This window comes from Bradyrhizobium iriomotense (assembly GCF_018129405.1).
Classification (GTDB): domain Bacteria; phylum Pseudomonadota; class Alphaproteobacteria; order Rhizobiales; family Xanthobacteraceae; genus Bradyrhizobium; species Bradyrhizobium iriomotense_B.
The window spans coordinates 82,227-100,310 of the sequence record NZ_JAFCLP010000005.1 but is presented as its reverse complement, the minus strand read 5'-3'; the positions used below and the strand labels follow the sequence as shown (position 1 = coordinate 100,310).

The 18,084-nt window shown below is 64.7% G+C and carries 16 protein-coding genes; 9 read left to right on the top strand and 7 right to left on the bottom strand.

From position 1 onward, the window contains the following. Position 1 precedes the first annotated feature (1 nt). Together rpsO and pnp are read left to right on the top strand one after the other, a co-directional pair. Complete coding sequence (gene rpsO / locus JQ592_RS14015; protein ID WP_008540131.1) at positions 2-271, top strand: 30S ribosomal protein S15; 270 nt, start codon at positions 2-4, stop codon at positions 269-271. A gap of 377 nt (positions 272-648) precedes the next feature. Then, positions 649-2,811 carry a polyribonucleotide nucleotidyltransferase gene (gene pnp, locus JQ592_RS14010; RefSeq protein WP_211403427.1) on the top strand — a complete coding sequence of 721 codons (2,163 nt, stop codon included), beginning with the start codon at positions 649-651 and terminating at the stop codon, positions 2,809-2,811. Positions 2,812-2,920: 109 nt separating this feature from the next. On the opposite strand, the gene katG is transcribed toward pnp, so the two are convergent. Next, a complete protein-coding gene (gene katG, locus JQ592_RS14005; RefSeq protein ID WP_211403426.1) occupies positions 2,921-5,086 on the bottom strand; it encodes a catalase/peroxidase HPI in 2,166 nt (721 codons plus the stop codon). Positions 5,087-5,200: 114 nt separating this feature from the next. On the opposite strand from katG, the gene JQ592_RS14000 reads away from it, so the two are divergent. From JQ592_RS14000 to JQ592_RS13985, 4 genes are all read left to right on the top strand, one after another. Continuing rightward, positions 5,201-6,127, top strand: coding sequence for a hydrogen peroxide-inducible genes activator (locus JQ592_RS14000; protein ID WP_211403425.1), 927 nt, complete (start codon positions 5,201-5,203; stop codon positions 6,125-6,127). A gap of 6 nt (positions 6,128-6,133) precedes the next feature. Then, complete coding sequence (locus tag JQ592_RS13995; RefSeq protein ID WP_211403424.1) at positions 6,134-6,595, top strand: GNAT family N-acetyltransferase; 462 nt, start codon at positions 6,134-6,136, stop codon at positions 6,593-6,595. 91 nt (positions 6,596-6,686) lie between these two features. Continuing rightward, on the top strand, positions 6,687-7,526 hold the full coding sequence (locus JQ592_RS13990; RefSeq protein WP_211403423.1) for a hypothetical protein: 840 nt from the start codon (positions 6,687-6,689) through the stop codon (positions 7,524-7,526). Between the two features lie 101 nt (positions 7,527-7,627). Further along, positions 7,628-8,224, top strand: a complete 597-nt coding sequence (locus JQ592_RS13985) for a glutathione S-transferase family protein (RefSeq protein ID WP_211403422.1) — start codon at positions 7,628-7,630, stop codon at positions 8,222-8,224. A gap of 4 nt (positions 8,225-8,228) precedes the next feature. Here JQ592_RS13985 and JQ592_RS13980 read toward each other — a convergent pair whose 3' ends face one another. The 4 genes from JQ592_RS13980 to fabA all read right to left on the bottom strand — a co-directional run bounded on the left by JQ592_RS13980 (position 8,229) and on the right by fabA (position 13,173). Then, positions 8,229-10,214 (bottom strand): autotransporter outer membrane beta-barrel domain-containing protein, encoded by a 1,986-nt coding sequence (locus tag JQ592_RS13980; protein ID WP_349630463.1) that lies wholly within the window; start codon positions 10,212-10,214, stop codon positions 8,229-8,231. A 219-nt stretch (positions 10,215-10,433) separates the two neighbouring features. Beyond that, positions 10,434-11,234, bottom strand: a complete 801-nt coding sequence (gene fabI / locus JQ592_RS13975; protein WP_211403622.1) for an enoyl-ACP reductase FabI — start codon at positions 11,232-11,234, stop codon at positions 10,434-10,436. 152 nt (positions 11,235-11,386) lie between these two features. Next, on the bottom strand, positions 11,387-12,610 hold the full coding sequence (gene fabB / locus JQ592_RS13970) for a beta-ketoacyl-ACP synthase I (protein WP_211403421.1): 1,224 nt from the start codon (positions 12,608-12,610) through the stop codon (positions 11,387-11,389). 41 nt (positions 12,611-12,651) lie between these two features. Then, positions 12,652-13,173, bottom strand: a complete 522-nt coding sequence (gene fabA / locus JQ592_RS13965) for a bifunctional 3-hydroxydecanoyl-ACP dehydratase/trans-2-decenoyl-ACP isomerase (protein WP_211403420.1) — start codon at positions 13,171-13,173, stop codon at positions 12,652-12,654. 352 nt (positions 13,174-13,525) lie between these two features. Between fabA and irrA the strand changes: the two genes are divergently transcribed. Further along, positions 13,526-14,017, top strand: coding sequence for an iron response transcriptional regulator IrrA (gene irrA, locus JQ592_RS13960; RefSeq protein WP_211403419.1), 492 nt, complete (start codon positions 13,526-13,528; stop codon positions 14,015-14,017). A 114-nt stretch (positions 14,018-14,131) separates the two neighbouring features. On the opposite strand, the gene JQ592_RS13955 is transcribed toward irrA, so the two are convergent. Beyond that, positions 14,132-14,662: an SH3 domain-containing protein gene (locus JQ592_RS13955; RefSeq protein WP_018644176.1), complete on the bottom strand. Its 531-nt coding sequence runs from the start codon at positions 14,660-14,662 to the stop codon at positions 14,132-14,134. A gap of 327 nt (positions 14,663-14,989) precedes the next feature. Between JQ592_RS13955 and JQ592_RS13950 the strand changes: the two genes are divergently transcribed. Next, positions 14,990-15,991, top strand: a complete 1,002-nt coding sequence (locus JQ592_RS13950; RefSeq protein ID WP_183248372.1) for a 2-hydroxyacid dehydrogenase — start codon at positions 14,990-14,992, stop codon at positions 15,989-15,991. A gap of 53 nt (positions 15,992-16,044) precedes the next feature. Here JQ592_RS13950 and JQ592_RS13945 read toward each other — a convergent pair whose 3' ends face one another. Then, positions 16,045-16,956: a LysR family transcriptional regulator gene (locus JQ592_RS13945; protein WP_211403418.1), complete on the bottom strand. Its 912-nt coding sequence runs from the start codon at positions 16,954-16,956 to the stop codon at positions 16,045-16,047. Between the two features lie 115 nt (positions 16,957-17,071). On the opposite strand from JQ592_RS13945, the gene JQ592_RS13940 reads away from it, so the two are divergent. Beyond that, entirely contained in the window at positions 17,072-18,079 is a 1,008-nt protein-coding gene (locus JQ592_RS13940) for an aldo/keto reductase (protein ID WP_211403417.1), read from the top strand. Positions 18,080-18,084: the final 5 nt, after the last annotated feature.

Here is an 18,084-nt window from a genome sequence, read left to right as displayed (position 1 = left end):
GATGTCGATTGCCGCAGAACGCAAAGCGGAAGTCATCAAGACGAATGCCACCAAGGCCGGCGACACCGGCTCGCCCGAGGTTCAGGTCGCGATCCTGTCGGAACGCATCAACAACCTCACCAACCATTTCAAGACCCACGTGAAGGACAACCATTCGCGTCGCGGCCTCTTGAAGCTGGTCTCGACCCGCCGCTCGCTCCTCGACTACCTCAAGAAGAAGGACGAGGCGCGCTACAAGGCGCTGCTCGAGAAGCACAACATTCGTCGCTAACAGTTCCTGCGCGCGCCACCGGCGCGCGTTTTTGCGCGTGGTTTCGAACGAAAGCGCTTATTTGAAGGTTTTTGATCGAGGCTGCGTGCGCGTCGGATGCGGGCCGTTGACGGCCAACATCCGGGGCATGACCGGCGAAAACCGCGGTTCGGTGTTCGCGTTCGTGCCGACTGACAGCCCAGCAGCAATCCGGCGGCTGGGCACAACGGGCAAGGCGCCCGTATGACCCGAAAGGATGGACGCCATCCGACATCCAAAAACCATGGCAGGATCGCAGGACGCTGATCATCCGCTCCGATCAGCGTCCCGCAATCTTGCGCATGGTTTTTGTTTTTCGAAGCGTCCCTTCTTTCGAGAACCCATGAAAGAAGACCTCTATGTTCACTAAGCATTCAGTCGAGATCGACTGGGGCGGACGCCCCCTCAAGCTCGAAACCGGCAAGATCGCCCGTCAGGCCGACGGCGCCGTCATCGCCACCTATGGCGAGACCGTGGTGCTCGCCACCGTCGTCGCTGCGAAGGCGCCGCGCGAAGGCGTCGACTTCCTGCCGCTGACCGTCGACTACCAGGAGAAGACCTACGCTGCGGGCCGCATTCCCGGCGGCTATTTCAAGCGCGAGGGCCGTCCGACCGAGAAGGAGACGCTGGTCTCCCGCCTGATCGACCGTCCGATCCGTCCGCTGTTCGTCGACGGCTGGCGCAACGAGACCCAGGTGATCGCCACCGTGCTGTCGCACGACATGGAGAACGATCCTGACATCGTCGCGCTGGTGGCATCGTCGGCTGCGCTGACCCTGTCGGGCGCGCCGTTCAAGGGCCCGATCGGCGCTGCGCGCGTCGGCTTCGCCAATGACGAGTTCATCCTCAACCCGACGCTCGACGAGATGGTCGACACCCAGCTCGATCTGGTCGTCGCCGGCACCGCCGACGCCGTGCTGATGGTGGAATCGGAAGCCAAGGAGCTGAACGAAGACATCATGCTCGGCGCCGTGATGTTCGGTCACCGCCACTTCCAGCCGGTGATCAACGCGATCATCGAGCTCGCCGAGAAGGCCGCCAAGGAGCCGCGCGAAGTCACCGTGATCGACAACGAGGCGCTCGAGAAGGAAATGCTCGGCCTCGTCGAGCAGGAGTTGCGCGCCGCCTACGCCATTCCGGTCAAGCAGGATCGCTACGCCGCGGTCGGCAAGGTCAAGGAAAAGGTGATCGCCCACTATTTCCCCGAAGGGCAGGAGCCGAAATACGACAAGCTCCGCGTCGCCGCCGTGTTCAAGGAGCTGGAAGCCAAGATCGTTCGCTGGAACATCCTGGACACCGGCAAGCGCATCGACGGGCGTGACGTCAAGACCGTGCGCAACATCGTCGCCGAAGTCGGCGTGCTGCCCCGCGCCCACGGCTCGGCGCTGTTCACCCGCGGCGAGACCCAGGCGATGGTCGTGACCACGCTCGGCACCGGCGAGGACGAGCAGTACATCGACGCGCTGTCGGGGACGTACAAGGAAACGTTCCTGCTGCACTACAACTTCCCGCCCTTCTCGGTCGGCGAGACCGGCCGCCTCGGCGGCACCAAGCGCCGCGAGATCGGCCACGGCAAGCTGGCCTGGCGCGCGATCCACCCGGTGCTGCCGCCGCACCACGAGTTCCCCTACACGGTGCGCGTGGTCTCGGAGATCACCGAATCCAACGGCTCCTCGTCGATGGCTTCGGTCTGCGGCGCCTCGCTCGCGCTGATGGACGCCGGCGTGCCGATGAAGCGGCCGACCGCGGGCATCGCGATGGGCCTGATCCTCGAAGACAAGCGCTACGCGGTGCTCTCGGACATCCTCGGTGACGAGGATCATCTCGGCGACATGGACTTCAAGGTCGCCGGCACCGAGCAGGGCATCACCTCGCTGCAGATGGACATCAAGATCGAGGGCATCACCGAGGAGATCATGAAGGTCGCCCTCGGCCAGGCCAAGGAAGGCCGCATCCACATCCTCGGCGAGATGGCCAAGGCGCTCACCAACGCCCGCGCCGAGCTCGGCGAATACGCGCCGCGCATCGAGACCTTCAAGATCCCGACCGACAAGATCCGCGAAGTGATCGGCACCGGCGGCAAGGTGATCCGCGAGATCGTCGAGAAGACCGGCGCCAAGGTCAACATCGAGGACGACGGCACCGTGAAGGTCGCCTCCTCTGACGGTGAGGCGATGAAGGCCGCGATCAAGTGGATCAAGTCGATCGCGTCCGAGCCGGAAGTCGGCCAGATCTATGACGGCACCGTCGTCAAGGTGATGGAGTTCGGCGCCTTCGTGAACTTCTTCGGCTCCAAGGACGGCCTCGTCCACATCAGCCAGCTCGCTTCGGCGCGCGTGCAGAAGACTTCCGACGTCGTCAAGGAAGGCGACAAGGTCAAGGTCAAGCTGCTCGGCTTCGACGACCGCGGCAAGACCCGCCTGTCGATGAAGGTGGTCGACCAGACCACCGGCGAAGACCTCGAGGCCAAGGACAAGCCCGCCGAGGGCGAGAAGGCTCCGCGCGAAGCGGCCGGCGAGTAAGCCTCGCGACACTGCCAGAAACACGAAAGGGCGGCCGAAAGGCCGCCCTTTTTGTTTGTCTTGCTTGGGGGATGTGCGCCCCCTCTCCCGCGGGAGAGGGGGCAGCAACTCACGCCGCGATGTCGTAGCGGTCGAGGTTCATCACCTTGGTCCAGGCCTTGGCGAAGTCCTTGACGAACTTTTCCTTGGAGTCCGAGGTCGCATAGACCTCGGCGAAGGCGCGGAGCTGCGAGTGTGCGCCGAAGATGAGATCGGCGCGGGTGCCGGTCCACTTCACCGCATTGGTCTTGCGGTCGCGAGCCTCGTAGGTGCCGTCAGCCGCCGGCGTCCACTGCGCGCTCATGTCGAGCAGGTTGACGAAGAAGTCGTTGCTGAGCGTTCCCGCCTTGGCGGTGAGGACGCCGTGCTTCGAACCGTTCGCATTGGCGCCGAGCACACGCAGGCCGCCGACCAGGACGGTCAGTTCAGGCCCGGTGAGCTTGAGCAGCTGCGCGCGATCGACGAGGGCTTCTTCCTGCTGCAGGAACTGCTGCCGCTTGCCGATGTAGTTGCGGAAGCCATCGGCCCGGGGCTCGAGCGGCGCGAAGGACTCCGCGTCGGTCTGCTCCTGTGAAGCATCCATGCGGCCCGGCGTGAAGCCGACCTTCACGTCGACGCCGGCATCCTTGGCGGCCTTCTCGACCGCGGCGGTGCCGCCGAGCACGATCAGGTCCGCAAGCGAGACCTTCTTCGCGCCTGACGACGCGTTGAAGTCCTTCTGGATCGCTTCGAGCTTGCCGAGCACCTTGCCGAGCTGGGCCGGCTGGTTCACCTCCCAGTCCTTCTGCGGAGCAAGGCGGATGCGCGCGCCGTTGGCGCCGCCGCGCTTGTCCGAACCGCGGAACGTCGAGGCCGACGCCCAGGCGGTCGAGACCAGCTCGGACACCGACAGACCCGACGCCAGGATCTTGGTCTTCAGCGCAGCGATGTCCTGATCGCTGACCAGCTCGTGGTCCACGGCCGGAATCCGATCCTGCCAGATCAGCGCTTCCTTCGGCACGAGCGGGCCGAGATAACGCTGGATCGGGCCCATGTCGCGATGGGTGAGCTTGAACCAGGCGCGGGCGAAGGCGTCCGCGAACTGGGCCGGGTTCTCCAGGAAGCGGCGCGAGATCTTCTCATAGGCCGGATCCATGCGCAGCGACAGGTCCGTCGTCAACATGGTCGGCCGATGCTTCTTCGACTTGTCGAAGGCATCGGGAATGATCGCGTCGGCACCCTTGGCCGTCCACTGGTTCGCGCCGCCCGGGCTCTTCGTCAGCTCCCACTCGTACTTGAACAGGTTCTCGAAGAAGTTGTTGCTCCACTTCGTCGGCGTCGTCGTCCACGTCACCTCGAGACCGCTGGTGATGGAATCACCCGCGAGGCCCGAAGCGTGCTTGCTCTTCCAGCCGAGGCCCTGATCTTCCAGCGCACCCGCTTCCGGTTCCGGCCCGACCAGCGAGGGATCACCCGCGCCATGGGTCTTGCCGAAGGTGTGGCCGCCGGCGATCAGCGCGACGGTCTCTTCGTCATTCATCGCCATGCGGGCGAACGTCTCGCGGATGTCCTTGGCCGCAGCGATCGGATCCGGCTTGCCGTTCGGGCCTTCCGGATTGACGTAGATGAGGCCCATCTGCACGGCGCCGAGCGGTTCGGCGAGCTGGCGTTCGCCGCTGTAGCGCTCATCGCCGAGCCAGGTGCCTTCCGGACCCCAATAGAGCTCTTCCGGCTCCCAGACGTCGGCGCGGCCACCGGCGAAACCGAAGGTCTTGAAGCCCATCGATTCCAGCGCGACGTTGCCGGCGAGCACCATCAAATCGGCCCAGGAGAGCTTGCGGCCGTATTTCTGCTTGATCGGCCAGAGCAGACGGCGCGCCTTGTCGAGGTTGGCGTTGTCGGGCCAGCTGTTGAGCGGCGCAAAGCGCTGCTGACCGGCCCCGGCGCCGCCGCGCCCGTCGGTGATGCGGTAGGTGCCCGCGCTGTGCCAGGCCATGCGGATCATCAGGCCGCCATAGTGACCGAAGTCAGCCGGCCACCATTCCTGCGAATCCGTCATCAGGGCGGTCAGGTCCTTGATGACCGCGTTCAGGTCGAGCGTCTTGAATTCCTTGGCGTAATCGAACTCCTTGCCCATCGGGTCGGACAGGTCGGAATTCTTGTGCAGCATCTCGATGCTGAGCTGGGTTGGCCACCAGTCGCGGTTCACGCGCGTGGGTTTTCCGCCCGAAAACGGGCACTTCGAAGTGTCGTCCATGATTACCTCCTCTGGTGGCGTCCGACGGCGCCCTTTGACCAGGTAGAACCACTCTAAGCGCCGCCTCCTATCAGGTGAAGTTGACTTTAATGATCGCTGCGATAGGATTTTCTTATGATAAATCTGACGCTGCGCCAGCTCCGGTATTTCGACGCGCTGGCGCGCCACGGCCATTTCGGCCGCGCGGCTGAATCCTGCTCGATCTCGCAACCGGCCCTGTCGATGCAGATCAAGGAGCTGGAGGAGACGCTCGGCGGCCTGCTGCTGGAGCGCAGCGCGCGGCAGGTCGCGCTGACCCGGTTCGGCGAGGAACTCGCCCAGCGCGTCCGTGACATCCTGCGCTCGGTCGACGAGCTCGGCGATTTCGCCCGGGCCTCACAGGACCGCTTCGCCGGCCGCCTGCGCATCGGCATGATCCCGACCATCGCGCCGTATCTGCTGCCCAAGATCACCAAGAATCTCACCCGCATGCATCCCGAGCTCGACATCCGCGTGCGCGAGACGATGACGCCCCGTCTGATCCAGGAACTGGTGGAGGGACGGCTGGACACCGCCATCGTCGCGCTGCCGGTGTCGGAGCCCTCGCTCACCGAGGTCGCCCTGTTCGAGGAGAAATTCCTGCTGGTGCGGCCGGGCGCGGACGAGGGGACGCCGGCGCCCTCGCGCGAGATGATGCGGGAGATGCGGCTGCTGCTGCTCGAGGAGGGACACTGCTTCCGAGATCAGGCGCTGTCGTTCTGCAACATGCAGTCGGCGCCGCCGCGCGAGATGCTGGACGCGAATTCGCTGTCGACGCTGGTGCAGATGGTCAGCGCCGGCATCGGCGTCACCTTGATCCCGGAGATGGCGGTGCCGGTGGAGACGCGGTCGGCCTCGGTCTCTCTGACGCGCTTTCGCGACCCGCAGCCCTCGCGCACCATCGGCATGGTCTGGCGCAAGACCAGCCCGCTGGCGCGGCAGCTGCTGCAGATTTCCGAGGTGGTGTGCCTCTCGGCCGGCAAGGTACGCGCACGGCAATCCGTGCGCAGCCAAAGGGGTTGAGTTCCAATGGCGCATCCCGTCATCCGTCCCGCCCGCGCGGATGAATATGACGAGATCGCCCGCATCTGGATGGAGAGCTGGGTCTCGACCGGGCTTGCCGAGGCCAGCAATTTCCTGCTCGCGAACCTCAGGGCACGCGTCCGGCGCGAGAGCGAGGATGGCTGGAGCCTGTTCGTCGCCGACGACAACGGCACCATCGCCGCCATGCTGGCGCTGCATCTGCCAAAGCTCTATCTGGACCAGCTCTTCGTCGCGCCCGCCTATCAGGGCCAGTCGCTCGGCCGGCGCTTGCTCGCCTTCACGCGCACGCAAATGCCTGACGAGATTTACTTGCGCTGCGTACGCGAGAACGAAAAAGCCTGGCGCTGGTACGAGCGCGAGGGCTTTGTGTTCGAGAAGGAAGAGGTCGCGACGGCAACCGGCTTCATGATGAAGTGCTATCGGTGGAAGCGGCAGTCCGCCGGATAGTCGGTGATCCCCGGATGCAGCTTGCGGTTGTCACGATCCCAACCTAGTGTGGCGTGACCGATGACCTCCCGCCTCTGATCTCCCGGAATCCATGGTTCGAATTGCTGTCGCGCTGATCGCCCTGCTGTCCCTTTTGACTTCGGCAGCCTCCCAAACCCCTCCCGCAACCGCCACGCCTCCGGCCTCAACCGCGACACCGGCGAAACCGGTTTCCAAGAAAGCGGCACCGAAGGCCAAACCGGTTGCAAAGCAGCCGGTCGCGGTCGAGAGCGGCCCGTGCCGGCTTGGCGTAATCTCGGTGATCGGAGACCGCTACGCCGTGCAGAAATTTGGCCTCACGATTTTCGAGAATGAGGTGAGCGACGTCCCGATCGACTGGGGCCTCGATGATCTCGTCTTCGCGCGGGTGCGCGCGGCGACAAACAACGACCCCACGGTGCGCAGGATCGCCTATCCCAAGGGCGTCTTCGAACCCATCTATAATCCGAAAACGATCCTCATCCGGGATCCCGGAGAGCGTCTGCCGGTGATCGTGCGGAGCTTTACCGCGAATGCCGGTTGCGAGCGCTATCTTGTCGCGACGACTTTCAAGGCGGAGTTGCCGAATACGCATATGACGCTGAACGGAATCGGAACCTACAATCAGGGCCTCGGCGGTCTCCTCCGGCATTCGCATCTTTTCGCCAACGTTGCGATCACACTGATCGACGGCCGAAGCTACGAGGAGATCAAGCGCCCCTTTGTGAATTTCGGCGCAAACTTCGCTGCGAGCATGCGACTGACCGAAGACCCGCTCACCAAGCTCGACAACTCGCTGTTCCCTGACCCACCCGCGGCAGCTTCAGCCAGCACCGCGCTGCGCGAGAGGACGCGGGCACTCGTCGCAGACAGGCTTGACCGGGGCTTGCCCGGCTATCTCAAAGAAGACTGAGCCGAAGTCAGGACTATCTGTATCGTCGCGCATTGCGGATTCAATGCAGAGGCGTCATGAATCCGCCCAGGCTCACTTCGCGCCGATGAAAGGTCAACGCCATGATCAAGCTCTATTGGTCGCCCCGTTCGCGCTCGTTCACGACGCTCTGGCTGATGGAGGAGAGCGGGCTGCCCTATGAGCGCGTGCTGACCGACATCGCGACCGGCGCGCAGAAGACGCCGGACTATCTGAAGATCAATCCGATGGGCAAGGTGCCGGCGCTCAGCGACGGCGACGCCGCGCTCGGCGAAGCCGCCGCGATCTGCGCCTACATCGCCGACCGCTATCCCGAGACGAAGCTCGCGCCCGCCGTGTCCGATCCGCGCCGCGCACGCTATCTGCAATGGTTGTTCTTCTCGCCCAGCTGCATCGAGCCTGCCATCATCCAGATCTTCACCAAGATCGAGATCCCGACCTCGACCGCGGCCTGGGGCAGCGCGACGCAAGTGTTCGACGTGCTGGAAGCCGCGCTCGCCAAGGGGCCGTGGATTCTCGGCGACGAGTTTTCGGCCGCCGACATCACGATCGGCTCCGGCCTGAATTTTGCGGTGCGCCTGTTCAAGATGGTGCCGTCGCGGCCGGCCTTCGATGCCTATCTCGCGCGCTGCATGGCGCGACCGGCGTTCCAGCGGGCGGAGAAGATCGCGGCCGGCTGAGATCTCAGAGTCTGATCTTGAGGACGGCGAGCCCGGACTGCTGGAGCAGTCCGGAGGACGTCGCCGAGAGGCCATAGCGGAGGCCGAGATCGAAGCGATTGTTTTCGGCCGCGACGAGCCCAAGCGCGGTCGAGTAGATCCATGGCGACAGCGCAAGACCGGAGGTCGCGAATGTATCGCCGCCGCCGGCGAACCCGGACTTGATCTGAAGTCCCTGGTTCAGCGCGTTGTAGCCGACACCGACCTCACCGGTGAGATGGACCTGCTTCGCGATCCTGTAGGCGCTCTTCACTCCTGCCGTCAGCGTCAGCTCGCGATAGGTTTGCGAATCCACGTTGAGGCTGAAGCCGCCTGCGCCACCTTCCTGGTAGGCGGGCGAGCGAACCTGTCCATAGTCCAGCCGCAGCGACGGCGCGATCGCAAATCCCGGCTCGATCGGGATCAGCTTGCGGACACCGAAGCCCGCATGGCCGCTGTAGGAGCGATAGCCGGCCGCAGCCGTGCTGTTGATGAAGCTCAGCGAGCGGCTCTCGCCATTGTCATTGAGCGCGCCGTCGATCTGGCCGTCGACCTGGACGCCATGGCCGAGCGCATAGGCGCCGTAGAGTCCTGCCTGATAGGAATCGATGGCGAGCCGGTTCGGGACGGCGTCGTCGCTGCCGGTGATGGCTTGATGCGAATAGGCGAACACGCCGCCGAGCATCGCGCGCGGGGAGATCGTCGCGTCCGCACCCACGGCAATGCCGCCGCCGGAGGCGTTATAGCCGGGGACACTGTCGACACTACCCTGCCGGACACTGCCGCCGAGCGGCTTCATCCAGATGTTGCGCTCGGCTGTGACGCCCGCATTCAACCCGAGCACATCGTCCAGTCGTCCCGTCATCGCTTGCTGGAACACGCGCTGCGTAGAATAGGTCGCCTGCGATGCCGCGCCGGTGAGGACCGGCAAGGTCTGGTTGACGGCGTTGACGAGACCGGGACCGCCGAGATTGTCGAGCGCGGTGAAGCCTTGCGCCATGCTGCCGCTCCAGCCGAGCGAGGTCGCAGACAGGCGATAGAGCATGTCGGCCGCGCCCAGGCCCGCGCGGCTGTTCTGCGCCTGAAGCGCTTCGGCGTAGGGACGTACCAGGGAGAGATAGGCAACACCGCCGGTCGGATTGCCCGAGAGATCGTAGGTGCTGACCAGCATCTGCGCGCCCGATGCATCGCCGCTGGCTGCGCCATAAAGACTGCTGAGAGTGCCCTTCGAGAGCGTGTTGAAGAGCACGTTACCCTCCGGCGTCACCGAGCCCAGCAGGGTGAAGTTCGCGGCGCTGCTTCCCGCGGGCGCGATGCCGGCGCCCCAGAAATAGCCGTTCTGGTAATTGGTGATGACGAAGCGGCCGGGCGCGGACGTCCCGAACAGCGTCGAGCTGACGATCCGCCAAGGCGTACCTGATGTCCACGCCCATTGCGGGACGGAGTTGGCGGGGACGGCCTGCGAGGCCGGCGGCGTGAACGTCGCGGGGTCATAGGGCAGCATATAGGCCCAGTGCGTCACGAGCAGGGTGTCGCCCGTGATCATCTGCATTTCCATCGCGGTCACGCCGTTGATGGTTCGCATATGGCCGAGACCGACGGTCACCGCGCCGCCTGATGTCGGTGTGAACAGCATCGTGATCTGGCCCGCGGTCGTGACGAAGCCCTGGATGGTCGAGCTATCCGTCAGGAGCGCCGACCCGAGCTTGAGCTGCGCGACGCTCGTGCCCGTGAAGGAGCCGTTGGTCGCGGTCGCGAGCGACCACAGCGTCTGGTCGCCGATCGGATTCGGGTTGGAAAAGCCGGTCTTCGGCGCGGCGTAGGCCAGCAGCTGCGCCGTCGGCACGTACCAGTTCGTGTTGGAGAGGGTCGAATCCCAGATCGCCGACTGCGCCAGAGCACGCGAGTTGCCGCAAAGCAGCACGGCGCCCATGGCGGACGCCAGCGCGCCTGTGCGCCAGATCGCATGCACTCTCGGCAAGATCGTTCCTCCCGAACCGCGGGACGCGCCATTCACGCGGCGCCACCGGGGGGAGGAAACACTATTCTATTGCGGGGTCTGCCCCATGATCGTGGGGGTGCCAGGAAAGGTCGCTCTTGTAGCCCGGGTGGAGCGCAGCGCAATCCAGGACAGGCTCATCCGCTGATACGATCGCCCCGGATTGCGCTACGCTCCATCCGGGCTACGAAGCTATTCCGGCGTCTTCAAATCATCCGGCCTCGGCATCAGGACGATGTTGTAGCCGGAATCGACATAGTGGATCTCGCCGGTCACGCCACCCGAGAGGTCCGACAGCAGATACAGCGCCGAGCCGCCGAGCTCGTCGAGCGTGACGCCGCGGCGGAGCGGCGCATGCTTCTGCATGTACGCGAACATCGCGCGCGCCTCACCGATGCCCGAGCCCGCGAGCGTGCGGATGGGCCCCGCGGAGATCGCATTGACGCGGATGCCGCGCGGTCCGAAATCGGAGGCGAGGTAGCGCACCGAGGCTTCCAGCGCCGCCTTGGCGACGCCCATCACGTTGTAGTTCGGCATCGCGCGTTCCGAGGCGCCGAAGGTCAGCGTGATCATGCTGCCGCCGTCCGTCATCAGCTCGGCGGCGCGTTTTGCCACTTCCGTGAACGAGAAGCAGGAGATCACCATGGTGCGCGAAAAGTTCTCGCGGCTGGTGTCGGCGTAGCGGCCCTTCAGCTCGTTCTTGTCGGCAAAGCCGATGGCGTGGATGACGAAATCGAGCTTGCCCCATTTCTCACGCAGCACAGCGAAGGTCGCATCGACGCTGGCGATGTCCTCGACGTCGCAAGGCAGCACCAGATCGACACCAAGCGATTCAGCCAGCGGCTTGACGCGCTTGCCCAGGGCCTCGCCCTGGAAGGTGAAGGCGAGCTCGGCGCCGTGGGCATGCAGCGTCTTCGCCATGCCCCAGGCGATCGAATGATCATTGGCGATGCCCATGATCAGACCGCGCTTGCCTTTCATCAGTTCCTGCATCATGGCTCCCACAACTCCAATGTCATCGCCCGCGCAGGCGGGCGATCCAGTATTCCAGAGGCGATCGTGTTAGATCGAGAGGCCGCGGCGTACTGGATGCCCCGCCCCCGTGCGCAATTGCGCACTAGGCGGGGCATGACCAAGCCAAACAATCACGCATCCAGCCGGCTGAACACCAGCGTGGCGTTGGTGCCGCCGAAGCCGAACGAGTTCGACAGCACGGTGCCGACCTTCACGTTGTCGATGCGCTTGCGCACGATCGGCATGTCGGCGAACACGGGGTCGAGCTCCTGGATGTGCGCACTCTCGCAGATGAAACCGTTGTTCATCATCAGCAGCGAGTAGATCGCCTCCTGCACGCCGGTGGCGCCCAGCGAATGGCCGGTCAGCGCCTTGGTCGCCGAGATCGGCGGACACTTCTCGCCGACGCCGAACACCCTGCGGATCGCCTCGATCTCCGGCGGATCGCCGGCCGGCGTCGAGGTCGCGTGCGGATTGATGTAGTCGACCTTGGTCTTCACCGTCGACATCGCCATGCGCATGCAGCGCTCGGCGCCTTCGCCCGACGGCGCGACCATGTCGTGGCCGTCCGACGTCGCGCCATAGCCGACGATCTCGCCATAGATGCGCGCGCCGCGCGCCTTGGCATGCTCGAGCTCTTCCAGCACCAGCACGCCGGCGCCGCCGGCGATGACGAAGCCGTCGCGATTGACGTCGTAGGGGCGCGAAGCGGTGGCGGGCGTGTCGTTGTATTTCGAGGACATTGCGCCCATGGCGTCGAACAGCACCGACAGCGACCAGTCCAGCTCCTCGCAGCCGCCGGCGAAGATGACGTCCTGCTTGCCGATCTGGATCGTCTCATAGGCATTGCCGACGCAGTGGTTCGACGTCGCGCAGGCCGAGGAGATCGAATAGTTCACGCCCTTGATCTTGAACCAGGTCGCGAGCGTCGCGGAGGCTGTCGACGACATCGCCTTCGGCACCGCAAACGGTCCGACGCGCTTCGGCCCCTTGGTGCGGGTGATGTCGGCGGATTCGACGATGGTGCGGGCGGACGGCCCGCCGGAGCCCATAATGATGCCGGTGCGGATGTTGGAGACTTCGTCAGGCGACAGACCGGAATCCTGGATCGCCTGCTCCATCGCGACGTGATTCCACGCCGCGCCCTGACCGAGGAAACGCATGGCGCGGCGATCGACCACCGTCGAAGGATCGAGCGTCGGCTCACCTTGCACCTGCGAACGAAAGCCGAGCTCGGCATATTTCTCAGCCCGCGAAATGCCCGACTTCGCCTCGTGAAGGCTCGCAAGCACTTCCTGGGTGTTGTTTCCGATGGACGAAACGATGCCCATTCCGGTGACCACAACCCGCCTCATGACAGCCTCGCCTAAATCGTTGTCTTTCTTGGTGATGCGCCTCAGCCCAGGCTCGTGCCCTGCTTGAACAGGCCGACCTTCAGATCCTTGGCGCGATAGATAATCTGGTCATCGACCGAAAGCCACCCGTCGGCGATACCGAGCACCAGCTTTGAGCGCATCACGCGCTTCATGTCGACGTTGTACACAACCTTGCGGGCCTCGGGCAGCACCTGGCCGCTGAACTTCAACTCGTTCAGGCCGAGCGCACGGCCGCGACCTTCGCCGCCGATCCAGCCCAGATAAAAGCCGACCATTTGCCACAGCGCATCGAGGCCGAGGCAGCCGGGCATGACGGGATCGTTCTTGAAGTGGCAGCCGAAGAACCAGAGGTCCGACTTCACGTCGAGCTCGGCGCGCACCAAGCCCTTGCCGAACTCGCCGCCCTTGTCGTTGATTTCCGTGATGCGGTCGAACATCAGCATCGGCGGCAGCGGCAGCTGGGCATTGCCCGGGCCGAACATCTCGCCGCGCGCGCATGCCAGCAAGTCCTCGTATTCGTAACCGTTGCGCCTGTTCAGCATGCACGAGCCTCTGTTCAAATTCCGATTGAGCGGCGTTCTTTGGCGAAAATGGGCCCCGTCTCGGTCGGAGAACAACGCCAATTGCCGTCGTCAGGCGCAGCTCCCGCAAGCCCCGGATGGACTGCGGACCGGGCCTCCATGCCCGGTTGCGCCAAAATCGGCTAAGCGGAACCGCGGGCTCTCTAACACAGGCCATTTCAGTGGCAAAGCGCTCTCATGAAGGTAAAATGACGGGCTCCTCGCCCGGTTCCAGAGCTGATTAGAACCTCTCTAGTTGCGAGAAACTTGCATCTGCATCTTTCTATTCTTATATTGCAGGGAGATATTGTTCACGCGTGCCCGAAATCTGGAAATGAGCGAGAATACCGCGCCCCATCACGACGATGACGTCCATACCGCAGCCCTTCTGTCCGGCCGCCAGCCGGCCCTGACCGGCTGCCCCTGGCACGACGTCAACGAAATGCTCCAGTCCGCCGGGCTCCGTCCGACGCGCCAGCGCATGGCGCTGGGCTGGCTCCTGTTCGGCAAGGGCGCACGCCACCTCACGGCTGAAATGCTGTACGAGGAAGCCACGCTGGCCAAGGTCCCGGTGTCGCTGGCGACCGTCTACAACACACTGAACCAGCTCACCGATGCCGGCCTGCTCCGCCAGGTCAGCGTCGACGGCACCAAGACCTATTTCGACACCAACGTCACCACCCATCACCACTACTACCTCGAGAACAGCCATGAGCTGGTCGACATCGAGGATCCGCATCTGGCGCTGTCCAAGATGCCGGAGGTGCCCGAGGGTTATGAGATCTCTCGCATCGACATGGTCGTGCGCCTGCGCAAGAAGCGCTGAGATCGGTCTTAAGCTGCTAAATTCGTCGACATGGCCGGGCTCGTTCCGGCCATTGTCATTTGCACCGTCATTCCGGGATGGTCTGAAGGACCAGACCCGGAATGACCCTACGGGTCAATTCACCTGCTCGTCGGAATACACGCCCCAGAGGCGTTCCTGCTGGATCCAGCCGTCAAAGCCGTTGCCGGTGACGCGGCACCAGTTTGCAGTGCACTTCTTCACCTGCGTGACCACACCGGCCTGGAGCCTGGCCGCGACCGCGCTGTCGGGGTCGGCCCGGTCGTAGATCGGCGCGAGGTCGTCCTTGTGCTTCATGGTGACGACCGCAGTGCGGCGGCCCGACAGCAGCGAGTGATAGACCCAGCCCTCGGCGCCCTCGGAATCGCGCACCCGGCGCCAGTTCTCGAACTCGGCGGTGATTTCGACCGGCAGGCCGGCGCGGGTATAGACCCAGGCCACGTCATTGTCCTTGGTCGGACCGGCGCGGACGTTGACGTGATCCGACTTGAGACTGACATAGCGCGGCACGGGTAAGCCGCTGGCGGTCTGCGGCGTGTTGTCCTTCGCCGAATGCGATGGGCCGACCGAGGCGCTCAACCAGGTACAAACGAGCGCCATCACCGAACAAAAACGCCCCAACGCCATCAACCCGTCTCCTGTCGAGGACCCGGCCGCGCCGAACCCTCACCCCAAACTCCGAAAACCCTGCCCTGCCGGTCCCTGACCCGCCCCACGCGGGTGTTCCGCCAAGCCTTGGCCCGTGGTTCTTGTCTTGGCCCGGCCTTCTGCTAGAGAGGACGAGCACTTGAACGACCAGTTTGTCCCGATTTTCCGGCTGGAAATCTCGGGAGAGCTTAGAGGAAGCGCCGGGGACGACACGGCAAGGGCAGTGTCGAACAACCGGGTTAATGAGACCTCAACGGCCGGCCTTTGGCGACAGAGGCGGCCTGCGGCGCCTCATGAGAGCAGGACATGTCGGTGAAGAAAAAGCCCCTCGTCGTGGTGACGCGCAAGCTGCCGGATTCGATCGAGACGCGGATGCGCGAGCTGTTCGACGCGCGGATCAATCTCGACGACACGCCGATGTCGCCTGAGCAGATCGCGGAAGCTGCGCGCACCGCCGACGTGCTGGTTCCGACCGTCACCGACCACATCACCGCCGATGTCGTGAACCAGCCCGACTGCAAGCTGCGTCTGATCGCCAATTTCGGCAACGGCGTCGACAATATCGATGTCGAGGCCGCGCATGCCCGCGGCATCACCGTCACCAACACGCCAAAGGTCCTGACCGAAGATACTGCCGACATGACCATGGCGCTGATCCTCGCCGTGCCGCGCCGGATGATCGAAGGGGCCTCGATCCTGACCGAAGGAAAGCCCTGGCCGGGCTGGTCGCCGACCTGGATGCTCGGCCACCGCATCGGGGGAAAACGTCTCGGCATCGTCGGCATGGGCCGCATCGGCCAGGCGGTGGCGCGGCGCGCCCGCGCCTTCGGCCTGCAGATCCACTATCACAACCGCCGTCCCGTCGCCCCTGTTATCGCCGAGGAACTTGGCGCGACCTATTGGGAAAGCCTCGACCAGATGCTGGCGCGGATGGACATCATCTCGGTGAACTGTCCGCACACGCCGGCGACCTATCACCTGCTCTCGGCGCGGCGGCTGAAGCTGATCCGCAAGGACGCCTATATCGTCAACACCGCGCGCGGCGAGGTGACCGACGAGGACACGCTGATCAAGCTGATCGAGGGCGGCGAGATCGGCGGCGCCGGGCTCGACGTCTACGAGCACGAGCCCGCAGTGAACCCGAAGCTGGTGCGGCTCGCCAAGGCGGGCAAGGTCACGCTGCTGCCGCATATGGGCTCGGCCACGATCGAAGGCCGCGTCGAGATGGGCGAGAAGGTGATCATCAACATCCGCACCTTCCTCGACGCCCACAAGCCGCCGGATCGCGTGCTGCCGAGCATGCTCTGAAGTTTATTGTTTGAGCATGATCTTGTCGGAAAACCGCTGCACACTTTTCCGGATCATGCTCTGTGCCCTTCGCGCCTGCGCCAGTCGGCGACGAAATCGATGAAGGCGCGTAGCGCAGGCGGCACCTGACGCCGGCTCGGATAATACAGGAACGGGCCGGGAAACGGCTCGCACCAATCTTCCATCAAGCTGACCAGCGCCCCGGATCTCACGGCATCGCCGACATAACCGTCGAGCGTCGCCCAGATGCCGGCGCCGTCAAGCGCCGCGCGCATCGCAAGGTTCATATTGGTCGAGATCAGCTTTGCGGGCGGGTCGACCTTCACGACCTGGCCGGCCTTCTCGAACTCCAGATCATGCATGACGCCGCTCGAGTAGCGGGCGCGAATGCAATCGTGCTCGAGCAGATCTTTCGGATGAAGCGGCCTGCCGCGGCGCGCGATGTAATCGGGCGAAGCCACGACGACGTAACTCTGCGGACCGCTCAGCGGGATCGCCACCATGTCCTGCGCGAGATGCTCGCCATAGCGCACGCCGGCGTCGTAGCCCCCACTCACGATGTCGACGAAACCGCTTTCGGAGACGATGTCGAGATCGACCTGCGGATGCAGGCCAAGGAACGGGCCGACCATCGGCGCCAGCACGAGATCGACCGCCGGCGGCGGCGCGTTGATGCGCAGGCGGCCCGAGGCGATCTCGCGCAGGCCCCGGACCTGCTCCAGGGCATCGCCGACATCGCGCAGCGCCGGGGCAACGCGCGACAGCAGCAGCTCGCCCGCCTCGGTCAACGCGACGCTGCGGGTGGTGCGGTTCATCAGGCGGACGCCGAGGCGCTCCTCCAGGTCGCGTAGCCGCTGGCTCAGGCTCGATACGGACACGCGCATCTCGACCGCCGCGCGCCGGAAATTGCGGGTGCGGGCGACTGCCACGAAGGCATCGAGATCGCGCAGGTCAGGGTCGGCCATTGTTCGCCAATGTGAACAAGCCATTCTGGATTGTCCAGCTTATCGGGGTAATCGACCAAGCGCATATCTGGCCTCGTCACGCGGCGCCGTCAGCCGCCTTTTTGGGAGAGCCAACATGGAACAGCGCAAACTCGGTTCAACCGGCCCCGCCGTCTCAGCCCTCGGGCTCGGCTGTATGGGCATGTCCGAGGTCTACGGCCCCGCCGATCGCGGCGAAGCCATCGCCACGGTGCATGCGGCACTCGACGCCGGCATCACGCTGCTCGACACCGGCGACTTCTATGCCATGGGCCACAACGAGATGCTGGTCCGCGAGGCGCTGAAGGACGTACCGCGCGAAAACGTGCAGCTCAGCGTCAAGTACGGCGCGCTGCGCGGCCCCGCCGGCGAATTCGCCGGAATGGACACGAGGCCGGCCGCGACCAAGAACTTCCTCGCCTATTCGCTGCAGCGTCTCGGCACCGACTACATCGACGTCTACCGCCCGGCGCGGCTCGATCCCAACGTTCCCATCGAGGAGACCATCGGCGGCCTCGCCGATCTCGTGAGGGCCGGCTACGTCAGGCATATCGGCCTGTCCGAGGTCGGCTCCGACACCATTCGCCGCGCGCATGCGGTGCATCCGATCGCCGATCTCCAGATCGAATATTCGCTGATCGAGCGTGGCATCGAGCGCGACATCCTGAAGACCTGCCGCGAGCTCGGCATCGCCATCACCGCCTATGGCGTGCTGGCGCGCGGCCTGATCAGCGGCCATTGGTCGAAGGAGTCAGGCAAGGCCGGCCGCGACTACCGGCTGATGACGCCGCGCTTCCAGGGCGCGAACCTCGACGCCAATCTTGCGCTGGTGGAGCAGCTGCGCGCCATCGCCAGCGAGATCGGTGCCACGCCGGCACAGGTTGCGATCGCGTGGGTGGCGGCACAGGGCAAGGAGATCGTGCCGCTGATCGGCGCGCGCACGCGCAATCGCCTCGGCGAGGCACTCGGCGCGACCAAGGTGACGCTGACGCAGGCGCATCTCGCGGCGCTGGCAAAAGCCTTCCCGCCGAATGTCGCCGCCGGCACGCGTTACGCGGCCGAGCAGATGGCGCATCTCGACAGCGAGAAGCCGGCCATGACGTAACGGCG

Excerpts from the sequence above, each read along its gene's own strand:
- rpsO (WP_008540131.1), top strand. The coding sequence starts at position 2 with ATGTCGATTGCCGCAGAACGCAAAGCGGAAGTCATCAAGACGAATGCC.
- pnp (WP_211403427.1), top strand. The coding sequence starts at position 649 with ATGTTCACTAAGCATTCAGTCGAGATCGACTGGGGCGGACGCCCCCTC.
- katG (WP_211403426.1), bottom strand. The coding sequence starts at position 5,086 with ATGGACGACACTTCGAAGTGCCCGTTTTCGGGCGGAAAACCCACGCGC.
- JQ592_RS14000 (WP_211403425.1), top strand. The coding sequence starts at position 5,201 with ATGATAAATCTGACGCTGCGCCAGCTCCGGTATTTCGACGCGCTGGCG.
- JQ592_RS13995 (WP_211403424.1), top strand. The coding sequence starts at position 6,134 with ATGGCGCATCCCGTCATCCGTCCCGCCCGCGCGGATGAATATGACGAG.
- JQ592_RS13990 (WP_211403423.1), top strand. The coding sequence starts at position 6,687 with ATGGTTCGAATTGCTGTCGCGCTGATCGCCCTGCTGTCCCTTTTGACT.
- JQ592_RS13985 (WP_211403422.1), top strand. The coding sequence starts at position 7,628 with ATGATCAAGCTCTATTGGTCGCCCCGTTCGCGCTCGTTCACGACGCTC.
- fabI (WP_211403622.1), bottom strand. The coding sequence starts at position 11,234 with ATGCAGGAACTGATGAAAGGCAAGCGCGGTCTGATCATGGGCATCGCC.
- fabB (WP_211403421.1), bottom strand. The coding sequence starts at position 12,610 with ATGAGGCGGGTTGTGGTCACCGGAATGGGCATCGTTTCGTCCATCGGA.
- fabA (WP_211403420.1), bottom strand. The coding sequence starts at position 13,173 with ATGCTGAACAGGCGCAACGGTTACGAATACGAGGACTTGCTGGCATGC.
- irrA (WP_211403419.1), top strand. The coding sequence starts at position 13,526 with ATGAGCGAGAATACCGCGCCCCATCACGACGATGACGTCCATACCGCA.
- JQ592_RS13955 (WP_018644176.1), bottom strand. The coding sequence starts at position 14,662 with ATGGCGTTGGGGCGTTTTTGTTCGGTGATGGCGCTCGTTTGTACCTGG.
- JQ592_RS13950 (WP_183248372.1), top strand. The coding sequence starts at position 14,990 with ATGTCGGTGAAGAAAAAGCCCCTCGTCGTGGTGACGCGCAAGCTGCCG.
- JQ592_RS13945 (WP_211403418.1), bottom strand. The coding sequence starts at position 16,956 with ATGGCCGACCCTGACCTGCGCGATCTCGATGCCTTCGTGGCAGTCGCC.
- JQ592_RS13940 (WP_211403417.1), top strand. The coding sequence starts at position 17,072 with ATGGAACAGCGCAAACTCGGTTCAACCGGCCCCGCCGTCTCAGCCCTC.